At 42.7% G+C, this 14,814-nt stretch carries 14 protein-coding genes; 13 read left to right on the top strand and 1 reads right to left on the bottom strand.

Going from position 1 to position 14,814, the window contains the following annotated elements:
- Positions 1–95: 95 nt before the first annotated feature.
- Positions 96–2,246: an LTA synthase family protein gene (locus N8L90_RS04580; protein WP_398576985.1), complete on the bottom strand. Its 2,151-nt coding sequence runs from the start codon at positions 2,244–2,246 to the stop codon at positions 96–98.
- Between the two features lie 116 nt (positions 2,247–2,362).
- On the opposite strand from N8L90_RS04580, the gene N8L90_RS04575 reads away from it, so the two are divergent.
- The 13 genes from N8L90_RS04575 (at position 2,363) to N8L90_RS04515 (ending at position 14,813) form a co-directional block, all read left to right on the top strand.
- Complete coding sequence (locus N8L90_RS04575; RefSeq protein WP_261024360.1) at positions 2,363–3,526, top strand: class I SAM-dependent rRNA methyltransferase; 1,164 nt, start codon at positions 2,363–2,365, stop codon at positions 3,524–3,526.
- Positions 3,523–4,200: a type I 3-dehydroquinate dehydratase gene (gene aroD / locus N8L90_RS04570; RefSeq protein WP_000767758.1), complete on the top strand. Its 678-nt coding sequence runs from the start codon at positions 3,523–3,525 to the stop codon at positions 4,198–4,200. Before N8L90_RS04575 ends, aroD begins: the two co-directional genes overlap by 4 nt.
- Positions 4,190–5,044: a shikimate dehydrogenase gene (locus N8L90_RS04565; RefSeq protein ID WP_261024357.1), complete on the top strand. Its 855-nt coding sequence runs from the start codon at positions 4,190–4,192 to the stop codon at positions 5,042–5,044. The genes aroD and N8L90_RS04565 overlap by 11 nt, the downstream gene beginning before the upstream one ends.
- An 18-nt stretch (positions 5,045–5,062) precedes the next feature.
- Positions 5,063–6,130: a 3-dehydroquinate synthase gene (gene aroB, locus N8L90_RS04560; protein ID WP_261024356.1), complete on the top strand. Its 1,068-nt coding sequence runs from the start codon at positions 5,063–5,065 to the stop codon at positions 6,128–6,130.
- A gap of 9 nt (positions 6,131–6,139) precedes the next feature.
- On the top strand, positions 6,140–7,306 hold the full coding sequence (gene aroC / locus N8L90_RS04555; RefSeq protein WP_261024355.1) for a chorismate synthase: 1,167 nt from the start codon (positions 6,140–6,142) through the stop codon (positions 7,304–7,306).
- Positions 7,307–7,315: 9 nt separating this feature from the next.
- Positions 7,316–8,419 (top strand): prephenate dehydrogenase, encoded by a 1,104-nt coding sequence (locus N8L90_RS04550; RefSeq protein WP_261024354.1) that lies wholly within the window; start codon positions 7,316–7,318, stop codon positions 8,417–8,419.
- Between the two features lie 10 nt (positions 8,420–8,429).
- Positions 8,430–8,768: a YlbF/YmcA family competence regulator gene (locus N8L90_RS04545; protein ID WP_070478366.1), complete on the top strand. Its 339-nt coding sequence runs from the start codon at positions 8,430–8,432 to the stop codon at positions 8,766–8,768.
- A 91-nt stretch (positions 8,769–8,859) separates the two neighbouring features.
- On the top strand, positions 8,860–10,143 hold the full coding sequence (aroA, locus tag N8L90_RS04540) for a 3-phosphoshikimate 1-carboxyvinyltransferase (protein WP_261024353.1): 1,284 nt from the start codon (positions 8,860–8,862) through the stop codon (positions 10,141–10,143).
- The gene (locus N8L90_RS04535; protein ID WP_261024352.1) at positions 10,136–10,612 is read left to right on the top strand and encodes a shikimate kinase; all 477 of its coding nucleotides are present in this window, start codon (positions 10,136–10,138) and stop codon (positions 10,610–10,612) included. Before aroA ends, N8L90_RS04535 begins: the two co-directional genes overlap by 8 nt.
- A complete protein-coding gene (gene pheA, locus N8L90_RS04530) occupies positions 10,609–11,457 on the top strand; it encodes a prephenate dehydratase (RefSeq protein WP_000686442.1) in 849 nt (282 codons plus the stop codon). Before N8L90_RS04535 ends, pheA begins: the two co-directional genes overlap by 4 nt.
- Complete coding sequence (locus N8L90_RS04525) at positions 11,454–12,749, top strand: LCP family protein (protein ID WP_261024351.1); 1,296 nt, start codon at positions 11,454–11,456, stop codon at positions 12,747–12,749. Before pheA ends, N8L90_RS04525 begins: the two co-directional genes overlap by 4 nt.
- A 125-nt stretch (positions 12,750–12,874) precedes the next feature.
- Positions 12,875–13,720: a LicD family protein gene (locus N8L90_RS04520; RefSeq protein ID WP_261024350.1), complete on the top strand. Its 846-nt coding sequence runs from the start codon at positions 12,875–12,877 to the stop codon at positions 13,718–13,720.
- Positions 13,710–14,813, top strand: coding sequence for a glycosyltransferase (locus N8L90_RS04515; RefSeq protein ID WP_261024349.1), 1,104 nt, complete (start codon positions 13,710–13,712; stop codon positions 14,811–14,813). Before N8L90_RS04520 ends, N8L90_RS04515 begins: the two co-directional genes overlap by 11 nt.
- Position 14,814 lies beyond the last annotated feature (1 nt).

Raw genomic sequence — 14,814 nt, 5'->3', positions numbered from 1 at the left:
ACAATTTCACAGTTAAACTGAGGCTAGTTTCTTAGTTTGCTATTTGATTTTCTTTGATAAAAAGAAATGCTCCTCCGTTCTTGGAAGAGCATTTTTTATTGTGATTTTGATTCGGTTTCTGCCGACTCTGGATGGAGTTCTTGGTAACTTGGTGCCTTGAAGAGGTCAGTACTGGTCTTACCTTGTCGTTGGCTAAAGAGACTTGTTGATTGACTTCCTTTTTCTTGCTCAATCTTTTGCATAATTGGTAAAGAATTGAGGTAAGAAATGCTTTCTGTATCAACTGTTCCAAGATGATCTTTTTGGTAGAAACGTATCAAATCACCAGTTTGAATCTGATCGCTAATTTTCAGCTGTTGGCTAGCTACCTGACGAACATTTTCCAGTTCAGTCTGAGCTTGTTCATCAAGAGTACTGATTTCGAGACCGCTTTCAGTATAGTAGGTTCGTCCGTCGTAGCTGGTATATTTGGGCGTGACGAAGGAATTTGCAGTTCGAAAGGCAACGATTTCTTGGTGGTCTGGTGATAGGAGGTCTTGTCCAACTTGAAGGAAGGAATTGGACTCAATACCAAGGAGGTGTTCGAGAGTCGGTAAGATATCGATTTGCCCGCCGTAGGTATTGATGATTTGTCCCTTTTCATAACCAGGCATGACCACCATAAAAGGCACTCGTTGCAACATAGCATTATCGTAATTAGACCAGTTCTCAGAAGTCTTGCCAATTAAGGGTGCCAGGTCAGGATTACGGGAGTTGGAAATGCCATAATGGTCTCCATAAATGACGATGATGGATTTCTCATAGAGGCCACTTTCTTTGAGATAGTCAAAGAAGGCCTTGATGGCACTGTCCAGATAGTTGGCTGTTTGGAAGTAGCCATTGATAGTTTCATCTTTGGTCTTGGCCAAGGGGAAACCAAGCTCATCGCCCGTCAGATTGCTAGCATAAGGATAGTGATTGGATACCGTGATATACTTGGCATAAAAAGGCTGCTGCAAATGCTCCAGATATTGGATAGAATCTTTCATCATGATTTTATCATTCAAACCATATTGGAAAGAATTGCTACTGTCTTGCTTGGTGAAGTAGGAAGCATCAAAGAAGTATTGGTAGCCCCATTGTTTGTAGGTCGTATTTCGGTTCCAGAAGGTCCCGATATTGCCGTGAAAGACGGCACTCGATTGATAGCCGTTTTTTGATAGGATAAAAGGAGCAGACTGCTGGGTATTGGTACCACCGTAATTGACCATGAAAGAACCTTGGTCAAGTCCAAACAAACCAGTCTCCAGCATGGTTTCCGCATCTGAGGTCTTACCAGCCTTGACTTGGTTAAAGATATTCGAAAAGGCTAGGGTTGATTGCGAATGGTAGAGGGAATTGAGGAAGGGAGTGACTTCATGCTCAGTTCCATCTAGGTTGAGTTTATAGTCAAGCAGGAACTGCTGGAAACTCTCCAAGTGGAGATAAATCACATTTTTCCCTTTAGCTAAGCCAAAATAGTCTGGATTAGGCTTAGCCGAATGCTCTTGAATATAATCTGTAATAGGTTGAAGGTCGGTCTCAGAGGCCTTAGCCCGTTCTTTATTAGCGCTATAGGATTGGTTGACACTATAACCTAGAAAAGCTGGCAAACTGAGGGCACGAACAACATAATAATTCGAAAATCCTCGTGACAGGAGATCGGGACGCTCAATTTCAGCCAAGAAAAGATTAGCAGAAAAGAGCAGGGCTGAGAGTGCAGTGATAGCAACACTTGAGCGGAATTTGAAGGGCCTCCTATCCAGCTGGATGAATTTTTTAAAGAAAAGGAAAGCCAGCAGTGGGAAATCCATAAAATAGATGAAATCCCAAGGACGCAGTAACTCTAGTTCCGCAGTACCGACAGATACCTTGCTAACCACCTTCATGGTATTAGCCGTGATAAAGTCGCTAAATTCTCGATAGTAAAAGACATTGGAATAAAGCCAAATAAACAAAAGGCTGTAAATAGCTATACTCAGACCATAAAAGATCTTGGTTGAGCGAGCATAGAGGGCTGAAGCTAGCAGGAGGAGCCCCAAAGGAAGGGGATTGAAAAAGGCGATAAAGGCAAGGTAATTTCCCTGCAACTTGCCCACTTGAATATCTAAATTAAAGTCAACGGCATAGGCTAATAAGGTTTTGAGCCAATATAGGATTAAAAGGGTTAGGACAAAACCCAGTCTGGTACCCATGGCTTTTTGGATTTTGTTAAAATTGCTTTTCACACATTTACTTCCTAATTTTTTATTAGTATTAGTATACCATTTTTTAAAAGAAGAGTAAAAAAGCAAGGGTAGTTTCTTTTTTGAGAATTGTCTAAAAGTTTGATATAATGGTAGTTATGAATAGAATAAGAGTCAGCAAAAGGGTTGAAAAGAAGCTCGCTAAGGGGCTAGTTTTACTAGAAGCCAGTGATCTTGAGAATGTCAATCTTAAGGATCAGGAAGTAGAAGTGCAGAGTCAGGAAGGAACCTTTCTTGGAACTGCCTACCTTTCGCAGCAAAACAAGGGCTTGGGCTGGTTTGTTAGTAAGGACAAGGTGGCCTTCAATCAAGCTTTCTTTGAAACGCTGTTTAGACAAGCTAAAGAAAAGAGAAGTGCCTACTATCAAGACGAATTGACAACTGCCTTTCGTCTCTTTAACCAAGAGGGAGATGGCTTTGGCGGTCTGACAGTGGACCTTTATGGCGACTATGCTGTCTTTTCTTGGTATAACTCTTATGTTTATCAGATTCGTCAGACCATCTCAGAAGCCTTTAGACAGGTTTTTCCTGAGGTCTTAGGGGCCTATGAGAAGATACGCTTTAAGGGTTTGGACTATGAATCAGCCCATGTTTATGGTCAAAAAGCACCTAAATTTTTCACTGTTTTGGAAAATGGTGTCCTGTATCAAGTCTTTATGAATGATGGCTTGATGACAGGGATTTTCCTAGACCAGCATGAGATTCGTGGTAGTCTAGTTGATGGGTTGGCTATGGGTAAATCCTTGCTCAACATGTTTTCTTATACAGCAGCCTTTTCAGTAGCTGCGGCCATGGGAGGAACAAGTCAGACAATTTCTGTTGACCTAGCCAAGCGTTCACGAGAATTGTCTCAAGCGCATTTTCAGGCAAATGGAATCAGCACCGACGACCATCGTTTTATAGTCATGGATGTCTTTGAGTATTTCAAGTATGCTAAGCGAAAAGGCTTGACTTACGATGTGATTGTCCTAGATCCGCCTAGCTTTGCTCGGAACAAAAAACAGACCTTCTCTGTGGCCAAGGATTATCACAAGTTGATTTCCCAGAGTCTGGAGATTTTAAATCCGGGAGGGATTATCATTGCCAGTACCAATGCTGCCAATGTATCCCGCCAGAAATTTACAGAACAAATTGATAAAGGCTTTGCAGGAAGAAGTTACCAGATTTTAAACAAATACGGTCTTCCAGCAGATTTCGCCTATAATAAAAAAGATGAAAGTAGTAATTACCTCAAGGTGATTAGTATGAAGGTTAGTAAATGAAATTAATCGTTTCAGTAATGCCAAGAAGTTTAGAGGAGGCCCAGGCTCTGGATGCCACGAGGTATCTGGATGCCGACATCATTGAATGGCGTGCCGACTATCTGCCTAAGGAAGCAATTTTGCAGGTGGCTCCAGCTATTTTTGAAAAATTCGCAGGCCGTGAGTTGGTTTTCACATTGCGAACTCGCTCTGAAGGGGGAGAAATCGACCTTTCTCCAGAAGAATATATCCATCTAATCAAGGAAGTGGCGCAACTCTATCAACCAGACTATATTGATTTTGAGTACTACAGCTACAAGGATGTTTTTGAGGAAATGCTGGACTTCCCAAATCTCATTTTGAGTTACCACAATTTCCAAGAAACACCTGAAAATATGATGGAAATTTTATCAGAGTTGACGAGCCTAAATCCAAAACTTGTCAAGGTTGCGGTGATGGCCCACACGGAGCAAGATGTCTTAGACTTGATGAACTATACACGAGGCTTTAAAACACTCAATCCTGAACAGGAATATGTGACCATTTCTATGGGCAAGGTGGGCAAGGTTTCTCGTATCACTGCGGATGTGACTGGTTCTAGCTGGTCCTTTGCTAGTCTAGATGAGGCTAGTGCTCCTGGTCAGATTTCCCTAGCTAACATGAAAAAAATCAGGGAGATTTTGGATGAAGCTTGATGGCTATACACGTTTAGCAGCAGTTGTTGCCAATCCTATTAAGCATTCTATCTCTCCCTTCATCCACAATAGTGCCTTTGAGGCGACAGCTACCAATGGTGCTTACGTGGCTTGGGAGATTGAAGTGGGTGACTTGGCAGAAACAGTGGCTAATATTCGTCGCTACCAGATGTTTGGCGTCAACCTGTCCATGCCCTATAAGGAGCAAGTGATTCCATATTTGGATGAGCTGAGTGACGAAGCGCGCTTGATTGGTGCGGTCAATACGGTTGTCAATGAGAATGGCAATTTAATTGGATATAATACAGATGGCAAGGGATTTTTTAAGAGCTTGCCTTCTTTTACAATTACAGGTAAGAAGATGACCCTGCTGGGTGCAGGTGGTGCGGCCAAGTCCATTTTGGCACAAGCTATTTTGGACGGCGTCAGTCAGATTTCAGTCTTTGTTCGTTCAGTCTCTATTGAAAAAACAAGACCTTACCTAGACAAATTACAGGAGCAGACAGGCTTTAAAGTGGACTTGTATGCTTTAGAAGATGTTTCTGAACTGCAAGAAAGGATTGCCGAGTCGGATTTACTGGTCAATGCGACAAGTGTAGGGATGGATGGTCAATCATCTCCAGTTCCTGAAAACATTGTCCTATCAGAAACTCTTTTAGTAGCAGATATCATTTACCAACCCTTTGAAACGCCATTTTTGAAATGGGCTAGACGTCAGGGCAATCCAGCAGTCAATGGTCTGGGAATGTTGCTCTATCAAGCTGCAGAAGCTTTTCAACTGTGGACAGGCAAGGAAATGCCGACAGAAGAGATTTGGCAGTCTTTAACAGAAAAATACCAATAAAGAAAAGGAGATTCTCCTATGAAAATCAGAATCGATATTCCTCATCATCCTTATGATATTCAGATTGAAAAAGGTTGTCTGGCTCAGGCTGGTCAATGGTTGCGAGAACTCTGGCAACCACAAAAAGTGGTCATCGTAACAGACAACCATGTAGCTTCTCTTTATGCAGAGAAGGTCAAACTCAGCCTAGAAGATGCTGGTTTTCAGGTAGCTGTATTTGACTTTTTAGAAGGCGAAGAAAGAAAGAATTTAACCACTGTTCAGAAAGTCTATGAATTTTTAGTCAAGCAGGGTTTGACTCGTAGCGATGGAATCGTGGCTCTCGGTGGTGGTGTCGTTGGGGACTTGGCTGGTTTTGTAGCCTCTACCTATATGCGGGGCATTCACTTTGTTCAGATTCCGACTAGTTTGACTGCCCAGGTGGATTCTTCAATCGGTGGAAAGACGGGCGTCAATACTCCATTTGCTAAGAATATGGTGGGTACCTTTGCCCAACCAGATGGGGTTCTGATTGACCCACTTGTTCTTGAAACCCTCGGAAAAAGAGAGTTGATTGAAGGAATGGGTGAAGTTATCAAGTATGGCTTGATTGAGGATCCAGAACTTTGGGCTCTCTTGACGGAGCTGGATGGTTCTGTTGAGAGCATTCTGGAATATGCAGAGACCTTGATTGAACATTCTTGTCAGGTCAAGCGCAAGATGGTGGTTGAAGATGAGTTGGATAATGGTATTCGTCTTTACCTCAATTTTGGCCACACTATCGGCCATGCCATCGAAGCGACTGCCGGTTATGGCAAGGTCATGCATGGAGAGGCTGTGGCCATGGGCATGGTGCAGATTTCCAAGGTTGCTGAGGAAAAGGGACTCATGCCAGCTGGCATAACTCAGTCCATTACAGATATGTGTCAGAAATTTGGCTTGCCTGTTGACTATGAAAACTGGGATGTTGACAAGCTTTATCAGGCTTTGACACATGACAAGAAAGCGCGTGGCAATACCTTGAAATTGGTCTTGGTTCCAGAGCTTGGCTCAGCGACCATTCACCCAGTTTCTCTGGAAGAGATGAAAGACTACTTGGTAAAATAAGGAGAGTGTATGAGATATTTAACTGCAGGAGAATCACACGGTCCCCGTCTGACGGCTATCATTGAAGGAATTCCAGCTGGACTTCCTTTGACAGCTGAGGACATCAATGAGGATTTGAAACGTCGTCAGGGTGGATACGGCCGCGGTGGCCGTATGAAGATTGAGAGTGACCAGGTTGTCTTTACTTCGGGTGTTCGCCATGGGAAGACTACTGGGGCTCCCATTACCATGGATGTCGTCAATAAGGACCATCAGAAATGGCTGGATATCATGTCTGCGGAGGACATTGAAGACCGCCTTAAAAGCAAACGAAAAATCACCCATCCTCGCCCAGGACATGCCGATTTGGTTGGGGGCATCAAGTACCGTTTTGATGATTTGCGTAATTCCTTGGAGCGCTCATCAGCTCGTGAAACCACCATGCGGGTAGCAGTTGGGGCAGTAGCCAAACGCCTCTTGGCTGAGCTGGATATGGAAATTGCCAACCATGTCGTAGTCTTTGGTGGCAAGGAAATCGATGTTCCTGAGAATCTCACAGTTGCTGAGATTAAGGAAAGAGCTGCCCAGTCTGAAGTTTCTATTGTCAACCAAGAACGGGAACAGGAAATCAAGGATTATATTGACCAAATAAAGCGTGACGGTGATACCATCGGTGGAGTTGTGGAGACAGTCGTTGGAGGTGTTCCAGTTGGTCTTGGTTCCTATGTCCAATGGGACAGAAAATTAGATGCCAGACTTGCCCAAGCTGTTGTCTCTATCAATGCCTTTAAAGGGGTAGAATTTGGTCTTGGCTTTGAAGCTGGTTATCGTAAAGGCAGCCAAGTTATGGATGAAATTCTCTGGTCTAAAGAAGATGGCTATACTCGCCGTACCAACAATCTGGGTGGCTTTGAAGGTGGTATGACCAATGGGCAACCCATTGTTGTTCGTGGAGTTATGAAGCCCATTCCTACTCTCTACAAACCACTCATGAGTGTGGATATCGAAACCCACGAACCTTACAAGGCAACTGTTGAAAGAAGTGATCCGACCGCCCTTCCAGCTGCAGGGGTGGTCATGGAAGCCGTTGTGGCAACGGTTCTGGCACAAGAAATCCTCGAAAAATTCTCATCAGACAATCTAGAGGAATTAAAAGAAGCGGTAGCTCAACACCGAGACTATACAAAGAACTATTAAGGAGTTCCTATGGCAAAAACAATCTATATCGCGGGCCTTGGATTGATTGGTGCCTCTATGGCCCTAGGTATCAAACGCGATCATCCAGATTATGAAATTTTAGGTTATAATCGCAGTCAAGCTTCGAGAGATATCGCCTTGAAAGAAGGCATGATTGACCGTGCAACAGATGATTTTGCTAGTTTTGCTCCTTTGGCAGATATCATCATTCTCAGCTTGCCAATCAAACAAACCATTGCTTTCATTAAGGAATTGGCCAAGTTGGACTTGAAAGAAGGCGTGATTATCTCAGATGCTGGTTCGACCAAGTCAGCCATTGTGGATGCAGCGGAGCAGTATTTGGCTGGCAAATCTGTTCGCTTTGTCGGGGCCCATCCCATGGCTGGTAGTCACAAGACAGGAGCTGCTTCTGCGGATGTCAATCTTTTTGAAAATGCTTATTATATCTTCACGCCTTCGAGCCTGACAAGTCCTGACACACTTGAGGAAATGAAGAGCTTGCTTTCAGGTCTTCATGCCCGTTTTATCGAGATTGATGCCAAGGAGCATGATCAAGTGACTTCTCAGATTAGCCATTTTCCTCATATTCTGGCTTCTAGTCTCATGGAGCAGACCGCGGTCTATGCTCAAGAGCATGAGATGGCAAGACGCTTTGCGGCCGGTGGTTTTCGAGATATGACCCGAATTGCAGAAAGCGAGCCAGGTATGTGGACTTCCATTCTCTTGTCCAATCGTGAAACTATTCTGGATCGAATTGAGGATTTTAAGGAACGTTTGGAAGCGATTGGTCAGGCCATCAGCAAGGGAGATGAAGAGCAGATCTGGAATTTTTTCAATCAAGCGCGTGAGCAGCGTCAGGCCATGGAAATCCATAAGCGTGGTGGAGTGGACAGTTCTTACGACCTCTATGTCGATGTTCCCGATGAAGAAGATGTCATCTTGAGGATTTTGGAATTGCTACGTGGAACTTCCTTGGTTAATATTCACATCAATGAGGAAAACCGTGAAGATATTCACGGGATCCTACAAATTTCATTTAAAAACGCTCAAGACTTGGAAAGAGCCGAGCATCTAATAACAGAAAATACAGACTATACAGTCGTTATCAAATAAGGAGAAAATCATGTCAAATATTTACGATAGTGCAAACGAACTCAGTCGCGGTCTACGCGAACTGCCAGAATACAAGGCCGTTAAAGCAGCTAAAGATGCGATTGCAGCAGATGCTGAGGCAAGCAAAATCTTTACAGAATATGTTGCCTTTCAAGAGGAAATTCAAAAACTAGCACAGACAGGGCAAATGCCAGATGCTTCCTTCCAAGCTAAAATGGAAGGCTTTGGCAAGCAGATTCAGGGGAATAGCCTCTTATCAGAATTCTTTACCAAGCAACAACAATTGGCAATTTACCTTTCTGACATTGAAAAAATTGTTTTTGAACCAGTTTCAGAATTGCTAAAATAAGAAAATAACAATCCTAAAGTCAGGAATTTTTAAGGAATTTCTGGCTTTTTATGATAAAATAGGTAAAAGTATTGCAAGTATGAGGTCCAGTATGAAACTAAAAACAAACATTAGCCACTTACATGGCAGTATCCGCGTTCCAGGTGACAAGTCTATCAGTCACCGTTCCATTATCTTTGGAAGTTTGGCTGAGGGTGAGACAAAGGTTTATGATATTTTAAGGGGCGAGGACGTGCTCTCAACTATTAAAGTTTTTCGTGACCTTGGTGTTGAGATTGAGGATAAAGATGGGGTTATTACCATTCAAGGTGTCGGTATGGACGGCCTAAAAGCTCCGCAAAATGCCCTTGATATGGGAAATTCTGGCACCTCTATTCGCCTGATTTCAGGTGTCCTTGCGGGTGCAGACTTTGAAGTAGAAATGTTTGGAGATGACAGTCTTTCCAAACGACCTATGGACCGTGTGACGATTCCATTAAAAAAAATGGGCGTCAGCATTTCGGGACAAACTGAGCGAGACCTGCCTCCTCTTCACTTAAAAGGGACGAAAAACCTAAGACCTATTCATTATGAATTGCCAATTGCCTCAGCCCAAGTCAAGTCAGCCTTGATGTTTGCAGCCTTGCAGGCTCAGGGGGAGTCTGTTATTATCGAAAAAGAGTGTACCCGTAATCATACTGAAGATATGTTGCAACAATTTGGTGGTCATTTAAGTGTGGACGGTAAGAAAATCACAGTCCAAGGGCCACAAAAACTGAATGGACAAAAGGTGGTTGTTCCAGGAGATATTTCCAGTGCAGCCTTTTGGCTAGTCGCAGGTTTGATTGTTCCAAATTCTCGTCTAGTGCTGAAGAATGTTGGTATTAACGAAACGCGTACAGGTATCATTGATGTCATTCGCGCCATGGGTGGAAAACTAGAAATAACTGAAACTGACCCAGTCGCTAAATCTGCTACCTTGATTGTTGAATCTTCAGACCTCAAAGGAATAGAAATTGGTGGCGCTTTGATTCCACGCTTGATTGATGAATTGCCAATTATCGCTCTACTTGCGACCCAGGCCCAAGGTGTAACAGTTATCAAGGATGCTGAGGAGCTCAAGGTTAAGGAAACAGACCGTATTCAGGTTGTGGCAGACGCTTTAAATAGCATGGGTGCGGATATTACTCCGACGGCAGATGGAATGATTATCAAAGGAAAATCAGCCCTTCACGGTGCTAGAGTCAATACGTTTGGTGACCACCGTATCGGCATGATGACAGCTATCGCAGCCCTCTTGGTTGCAGATGGAGAAGTGGAACTTGATCGTGCTGAAGCTATCAATACCAGCTATCCTAGCTTCTTTGATGATTTGGAGAGCTTGATTCATGGCTAAGGTATTACTCGGATTTATGGGGGCTGGCAAATCGACTATTGCAAGAGGCTTGGACCCAGATTATCTCGATATGGATTCTCTGATAGAGAAGCGCTTAGGCATGTATATTGCGGAATTTTTCTCGGAAAAGGGAGAAGCGGCCTTTCGTCAGATAGAATCAGAAGTCCTAGCTGATTTACTACAAAGAGACCAAGTCGTGTCAACTGGTGGGGGAGTGGTTATTTCTCAGAGAAATCGTGACTTACTCAAGACTAATACAGATAACATCTACCTGAAAGCAGATTTTGAAACCCTCTACCAACGTATCGCAGCTGATAAGGATAATCAGCGCCCGCTTTTTCTAAATAATAGCAAGGAAGAATTAGCAGCTATTTTCCAAGAAAGACAGGCCTGGTATGAGGAAGTAGCTAGTCGGGTTTTGGATGTGACCAAGCTAAGCCCAGATGAAATTATAGAGGAACTGAGATGAAAATTGCTTATCTAGGTCCCAAGGGATCATTTTCACACCACGTTGTGCAGACAGCTTTTCCTCAGGAGGAATTGCAGGCCTTTGCCAATATTACAGATGTCATCAAGGCCTATGAGCAAGGCTTGGTGGACTATTCTGTGGTGCCAGTTGAAAATTCTATTGAGGGTAGTGTTCATGAAACCTTGGACTACCTTTTTCATCAGGCTCGCATTCAAGCAGTTGCAGAAATCGTTCAGCCTATTCATCAGCAGTTGATGGTGGTTCCAGGTCATACTAAGATTGAAAAGATTTTTTCACATCCACAGGCCTTGGCTCAAGGAAAGAAATTCATCGATGAACAGTATCCAGATGCTCAAATTGAGGTGACAGCTAGTACAGCTTATGCGGCCCGCTTTATTTCCGAACATCCAGACCAGCCCTTTGCAGCAATTGCACCTAGAAGTTCTGCTGAAGAATATGGCTTGGAACTGATTGCTGAGGATATTCAGGAAATGGAAGCCAATTTCACACGATTCTGGGTTCTGGGAGCTGAAGGTGCAGCTATTCCCTTGCAAGCACAAACTGAGAAAATGAGTTTGGCCTTGACCTTACCTGACAACCTTCCAGGTGCACTTTATAAGGCTCTTTCGACCTTTGCTTGGAGAGGAATTGACCTGACAAAAATTGAAAGTCGTCCACTCAAGACAGCGTTGGGCGAATACTTTTTCATTATCGATGTGGACTATGCTGATAAGGCCTTGGTCCGCTTTGCCCAAAAAGAATTAGAAGCCATAGGAATCCAGTATAAGGTTCTGGGTGCCTATCCTATTTATCCAATATCAGACCATGGAAAGGAGAGAAGATGAGTAAAGAAAATCCCTTAAGCCACCACGAGCAGTTACGTTATGACTATCTCTTTAAGAATATTCATTACCTCAATGAGCGAGAAAAAAAAGAGTTTGCTTACTTGCAAGACAAATTAAATAGGGCAAGTAATGACGCCACCTCAGAAAATCAGGAATTGACCGAGGATTATAGAAAGTCAAGTGCTAACACTTCGATTCCTTCTTATAATAGCCGTAGTCGTTCTGAGAGATACCAGAAAATCAATTCTCTTCCAAAGAAAAAAACTAAAAAGCGGAAGCTACGTTGGGGGCGCATTTTTTCAGGATTACTGGCTATCTTAGCTTGTCTAGCATTGGGTATGATTTTTATGTTCTTAAAAGGTTATACCAATGCTAATCCAGATAAAATTGCCAATGCCAGGGCAGCTCAAGTTGAAGTTTTTAATGGTCAGGATACCAGAGATGGTGTTAATATTTTGATCATGGGTACAGATGGGCGAATCGGTCAAAATAGTGCTGAGACGCGGACGGACTCTATTATGGTATTAAATGTTGGCGGCTCAGATAAGAAAATTAAGCTGGTCAGCTTCATGCGTGACAATTTGGTTTATATAGACGGTTACAGTCAAGTGATTAACGGTAGAAAACAGACGGACAACAAGTTAAACGTAGCCTATGAGTTAGGAGAACAAGAGGGGCAAAAAGGGGCAGAAATGGTTCGCCAAGTCTTGAAAGATAATTTTGATTTGGACATTAAGTACTATGCCTTGGTCGATTTTCAGGCCTTTGCTACAGCGATTGACACACTTTTCCCTGATGGTGTGACAATTGATGCTCAATTTTCAACATTGAATGGGCGCCAACTAACAGAAGCTACAGTCGGAGATGATTTACACGCTACTGAGACTGAGTCTCCAACCCAAACCATCAAAGTCGGAAAACAGCAGATGAATGGCTCGACTTTGCTCAATTATGCTCGTTTCCGTGATGATGATGAGGCGGATTACGGCCGTACCAAAAGACAGCAACAAGTACTGACAGCAGTTCTTCAGCAAATCAAAGATCCAACCAAGCTCTTTACAGGCTCAGAGGCACTTGGCAAGGTATTCGCAATGACCTCAACGAATGTTCCTTATACCTTCTTGTTAACAAATGGCTTGTCTTTCCTAGACGGAGTTCAAAATGGCATTGAAAAATTGACGATTCCAGAACTGGGTGACTGGGTAGATGCCTATGATGTTTATGGAGGCTTGGGCTTGCTTGTCGATCAAAACAAATATCAGAATAAATTGTCTCAGATGGGTTTGAGATAAGATAAGACAGAAGAGTCAAAGTTTGATAGCTATTTAGATAGCAGTCAAGCTTTGATTTTTTACAGTCTGCAATAGATTTTCACCCCCTATTTGTGGTATAATGGAACGATACGATAGAAAGAATAATGAACAATATGACTGATTTAAAAGCAATTCAGGCTCGTAGTCTGGAGATGGCTGAATATTTTGTGGGATTTTGCAAGGAACATGATTTACTTTGTTATCTCTGTGGAGGAGGTGCTATTGGTGCCCTTCGAAACAAGGGATTTATTCCTTGGGACGACGACCTAGACTTTTTTATGCCTCGTAAAGATTATGAGAAATTAGCAGAATTATGGCCTCGTTATGCAGATGAGCGTTATTTCTTGTCAAAGAGTAACAAGGATTTTGTCGACCGCAATCTTTTTATTACCATTCGTGACAAGGAAACTACCTGTATCAAACCTTACCAGCAGGATTTGAATTTACCACATGGTCTAGCCTTGGATGTGTTGCCTTTGGATTATTATCCTAAAAATCCAGCTGAGCGGAAAAAACAAGTTCGTTGGGCCTTGATTTATTCACTCTTTTGTGCCCAAACTATTCCAGAAAAGCATGGTGCACTTATGAAATGGGGAAGCCGTATTTTACTGGGTGTGACTCCAAAATCTCTCCGTTATCGCATTTGGAAAAAAGCTGAAAAAGAAATGACCAAGTACAGTCTAGCTGAGAGCGATGGAATCACGGAATTATGCTCGGGTCCTGGTTACATGAGAAACAAGTACCCAATCGAATCGTTTGAAGATAATCTCTTCTTGCCATTTGAAGAGACAGAGATGCCTATTCCAGTTGGCTACGATGCCTATCTCAGCACTGCTTTTGGGGATTATATGACGCCTCCGCCAGCAGACAAGCAAGTACCACATCATGATGCTGTCATCGCTGATATGGATAAGTCTTATACAGAATACAAGGGAGAATATGGTGGCTAAGAAAAAAATCTTATTTTTTATGTGGTCTTTTTCTCTCGGGGGTGGAGCAGAGAAGATTCTGTCGACAATTGTTTCAAATCTGAATCCAGAAAAGTATGATATTGATATTCTTGAAATGGAGCACTTTGACAAGGGATACGAATCTGTTCCCAAGCATGTAGGCATTTTAAAATCCCTTCAGGATTACCGCCAAGCTAGATGGTTACGAGCTTTTTTGTGGAGAATGAGAATTTATTTTCCAAGATTGACACGTCGCTTACTGGTGAAAGATGACTATGATGTTGAAGTTTCCTTTACCATTATGAATCCTCCACTTTTGTTCTCTAAAAGAAAAGAAGTCAAGAAGATCTCTTGGATTCATGGAAGTATCGAAGAATTTCTTAAGGATAGTTCAAAAAGAGAATCACATAGACGCCAGTTGGATGCTGCGGATACCATTGTAGGAATTTCTAAAAAGACCAGTCATTCTATCAAGGAAGTCTATCCAGATTATGCTACGAAATTACAGACGGTCTACAATGGATATGATTTTAAGAGTATTCTAGAAAAATCTCAAGAGAGGATCGATATCGAGATTGCGCCTCAAAGTATCTGTACTATCGGACGGATTGAGGAAAATAAGGGTTCTGACCGTGTGGTGGAAGTGATACGATTATTACACCAAGAGGGAAAATACTATCATCTCTACTTCATAGGGGCTGGTGATATGGATGAGGAACTGAAAAAACGCGTCAAAGAATATGAGCTTGAAGACTATGTACATTTCCTTGGTTATCAAAAAAATCCATACCAGTATTTGTCTCGGATGAAAGTTCTCTTGTCTATGTCTAAACAAGAAGGTTTTCCTGGAGTGTATGTGGAAGCCTTGAGTCTGGGACTTCCTTTTGTCTCTACGGATGTTGGAGGGGCTGAGGAATTATCCCAAGACGGACAATTTGGACAAATCATTGAGAGCAATCAAGAGGCAGCTCAGGCAATTACTGACTACATGACCTCTGCTTCAAACTTCGATGTCAATGAGGCTAGTCAATTCATTCAACAATTCACAATTGCCAAACAAATCGAACAAGTAGAAAAACTATTAGAGGAGTAGC

This window comes from Streptococcus mitis (assembly GCF_946190115.1).
GTDB lineage: Bacteria > Bacillota > Bacilli > Lactobacillales > Streptococcaceae > Streptococcus > Streptococcus mitis_CO.
Note: the sequence above shows the minus strand (reverse complement) of the source record. Positions and strands in the feature narration are given on the sequence as shown.

What these genes read in the sequence shown, in the direction of transcription:
- N8L90_RS04550 (WP_261024354.1), top strand. Translation starts at nt 7,316, where the DNA reads ATGGCAAAAACAATCTATATCGCGGGCCTTGGATTGATTGGTGCCTCT.
- N8L90_RS04520 (WP_261024350.1), top strand. Translation starts at nt 12,875, where the DNA reads ATGAACAATATGACTGATTTAAAAGCAATTCAGGCTCGTAGTCTGGAG.
- pheA (WP_000686442.1), top strand. Translation starts at nt 10,609, where the DNA reads ATGAAAATTGCTTATCTAGGTCCCAAGGGATCATTTTCACACCACGTT.
- N8L90_RS04565 (WP_261024357.1), top strand. Translation starts at nt 4,190, where the DNA reads ATGAAGCTTGATGGCTATACACGTTTAGCAGCAGTTGTTGCCAATCCT.
- N8L90_RS04515 (WP_261024349.1), top strand. Translation starts at nt 13,710, where the DNA reads ATGGTGGCTAAGAAAAAAATCTTATTTTTTATGTGGTCTTTTTCTCTC.
- aroB (WP_261024356.1), top strand. Translation starts at nt 5,063, where the DNA reads ATGAAAATCAGAATCGATATTCCTCATCATCCTTATGATATTCAGATT.
- N8L90_RS04525 (WP_261024351.1), top strand. Translation starts at nt 11,454, where the DNA reads ATGAGTAAAGAAAATCCCTTAAGCCACCACGAGCAGTTACGTTATGAC.
- N8L90_RS04575 (WP_261024360.1), top strand. Translation starts at nt 2,363, where the DNA reads ATGAATAGAATAAGAGTCAGCAAAAGGGTTGAAAAGAAGCTCGCTAAG.
- N8L90_RS04545 (WP_070478366.1), top strand. Translation starts at nt 8,430, where the DNA reads ATGTCAAATATTTACGATAGTGCAAACGAACTCAGTCGCGGTCTACGC.
- aroD (WP_000767758.1), top strand. Translation starts at nt 3,523, where the DNA reads ATGAAATTAATCGTTTCAGTAATGCCAAGAAGTTTAGAGGAGGCCCAG.
- N8L90_RS04535 (WP_261024352.1), top strand. Translation starts at nt 10,136, where the DNA reads ATGGCTAAGGTATTACTCGGATTTATGGGGGCTGGCAAATCGACTATT.
- aroC (WP_261024355.1), top strand. Translation starts at nt 6,140, where the DNA reads ATGAGATATTTAACTGCAGGAGAATCACACGGTCCCCGTCTGACGGCT.
- aroA (WP_261024353.1), top strand. Translation starts at nt 8,860, where the DNA reads ATGAAACTAAAAACAAACATTAGCCACTTACATGGCAGTATCCGCGTT.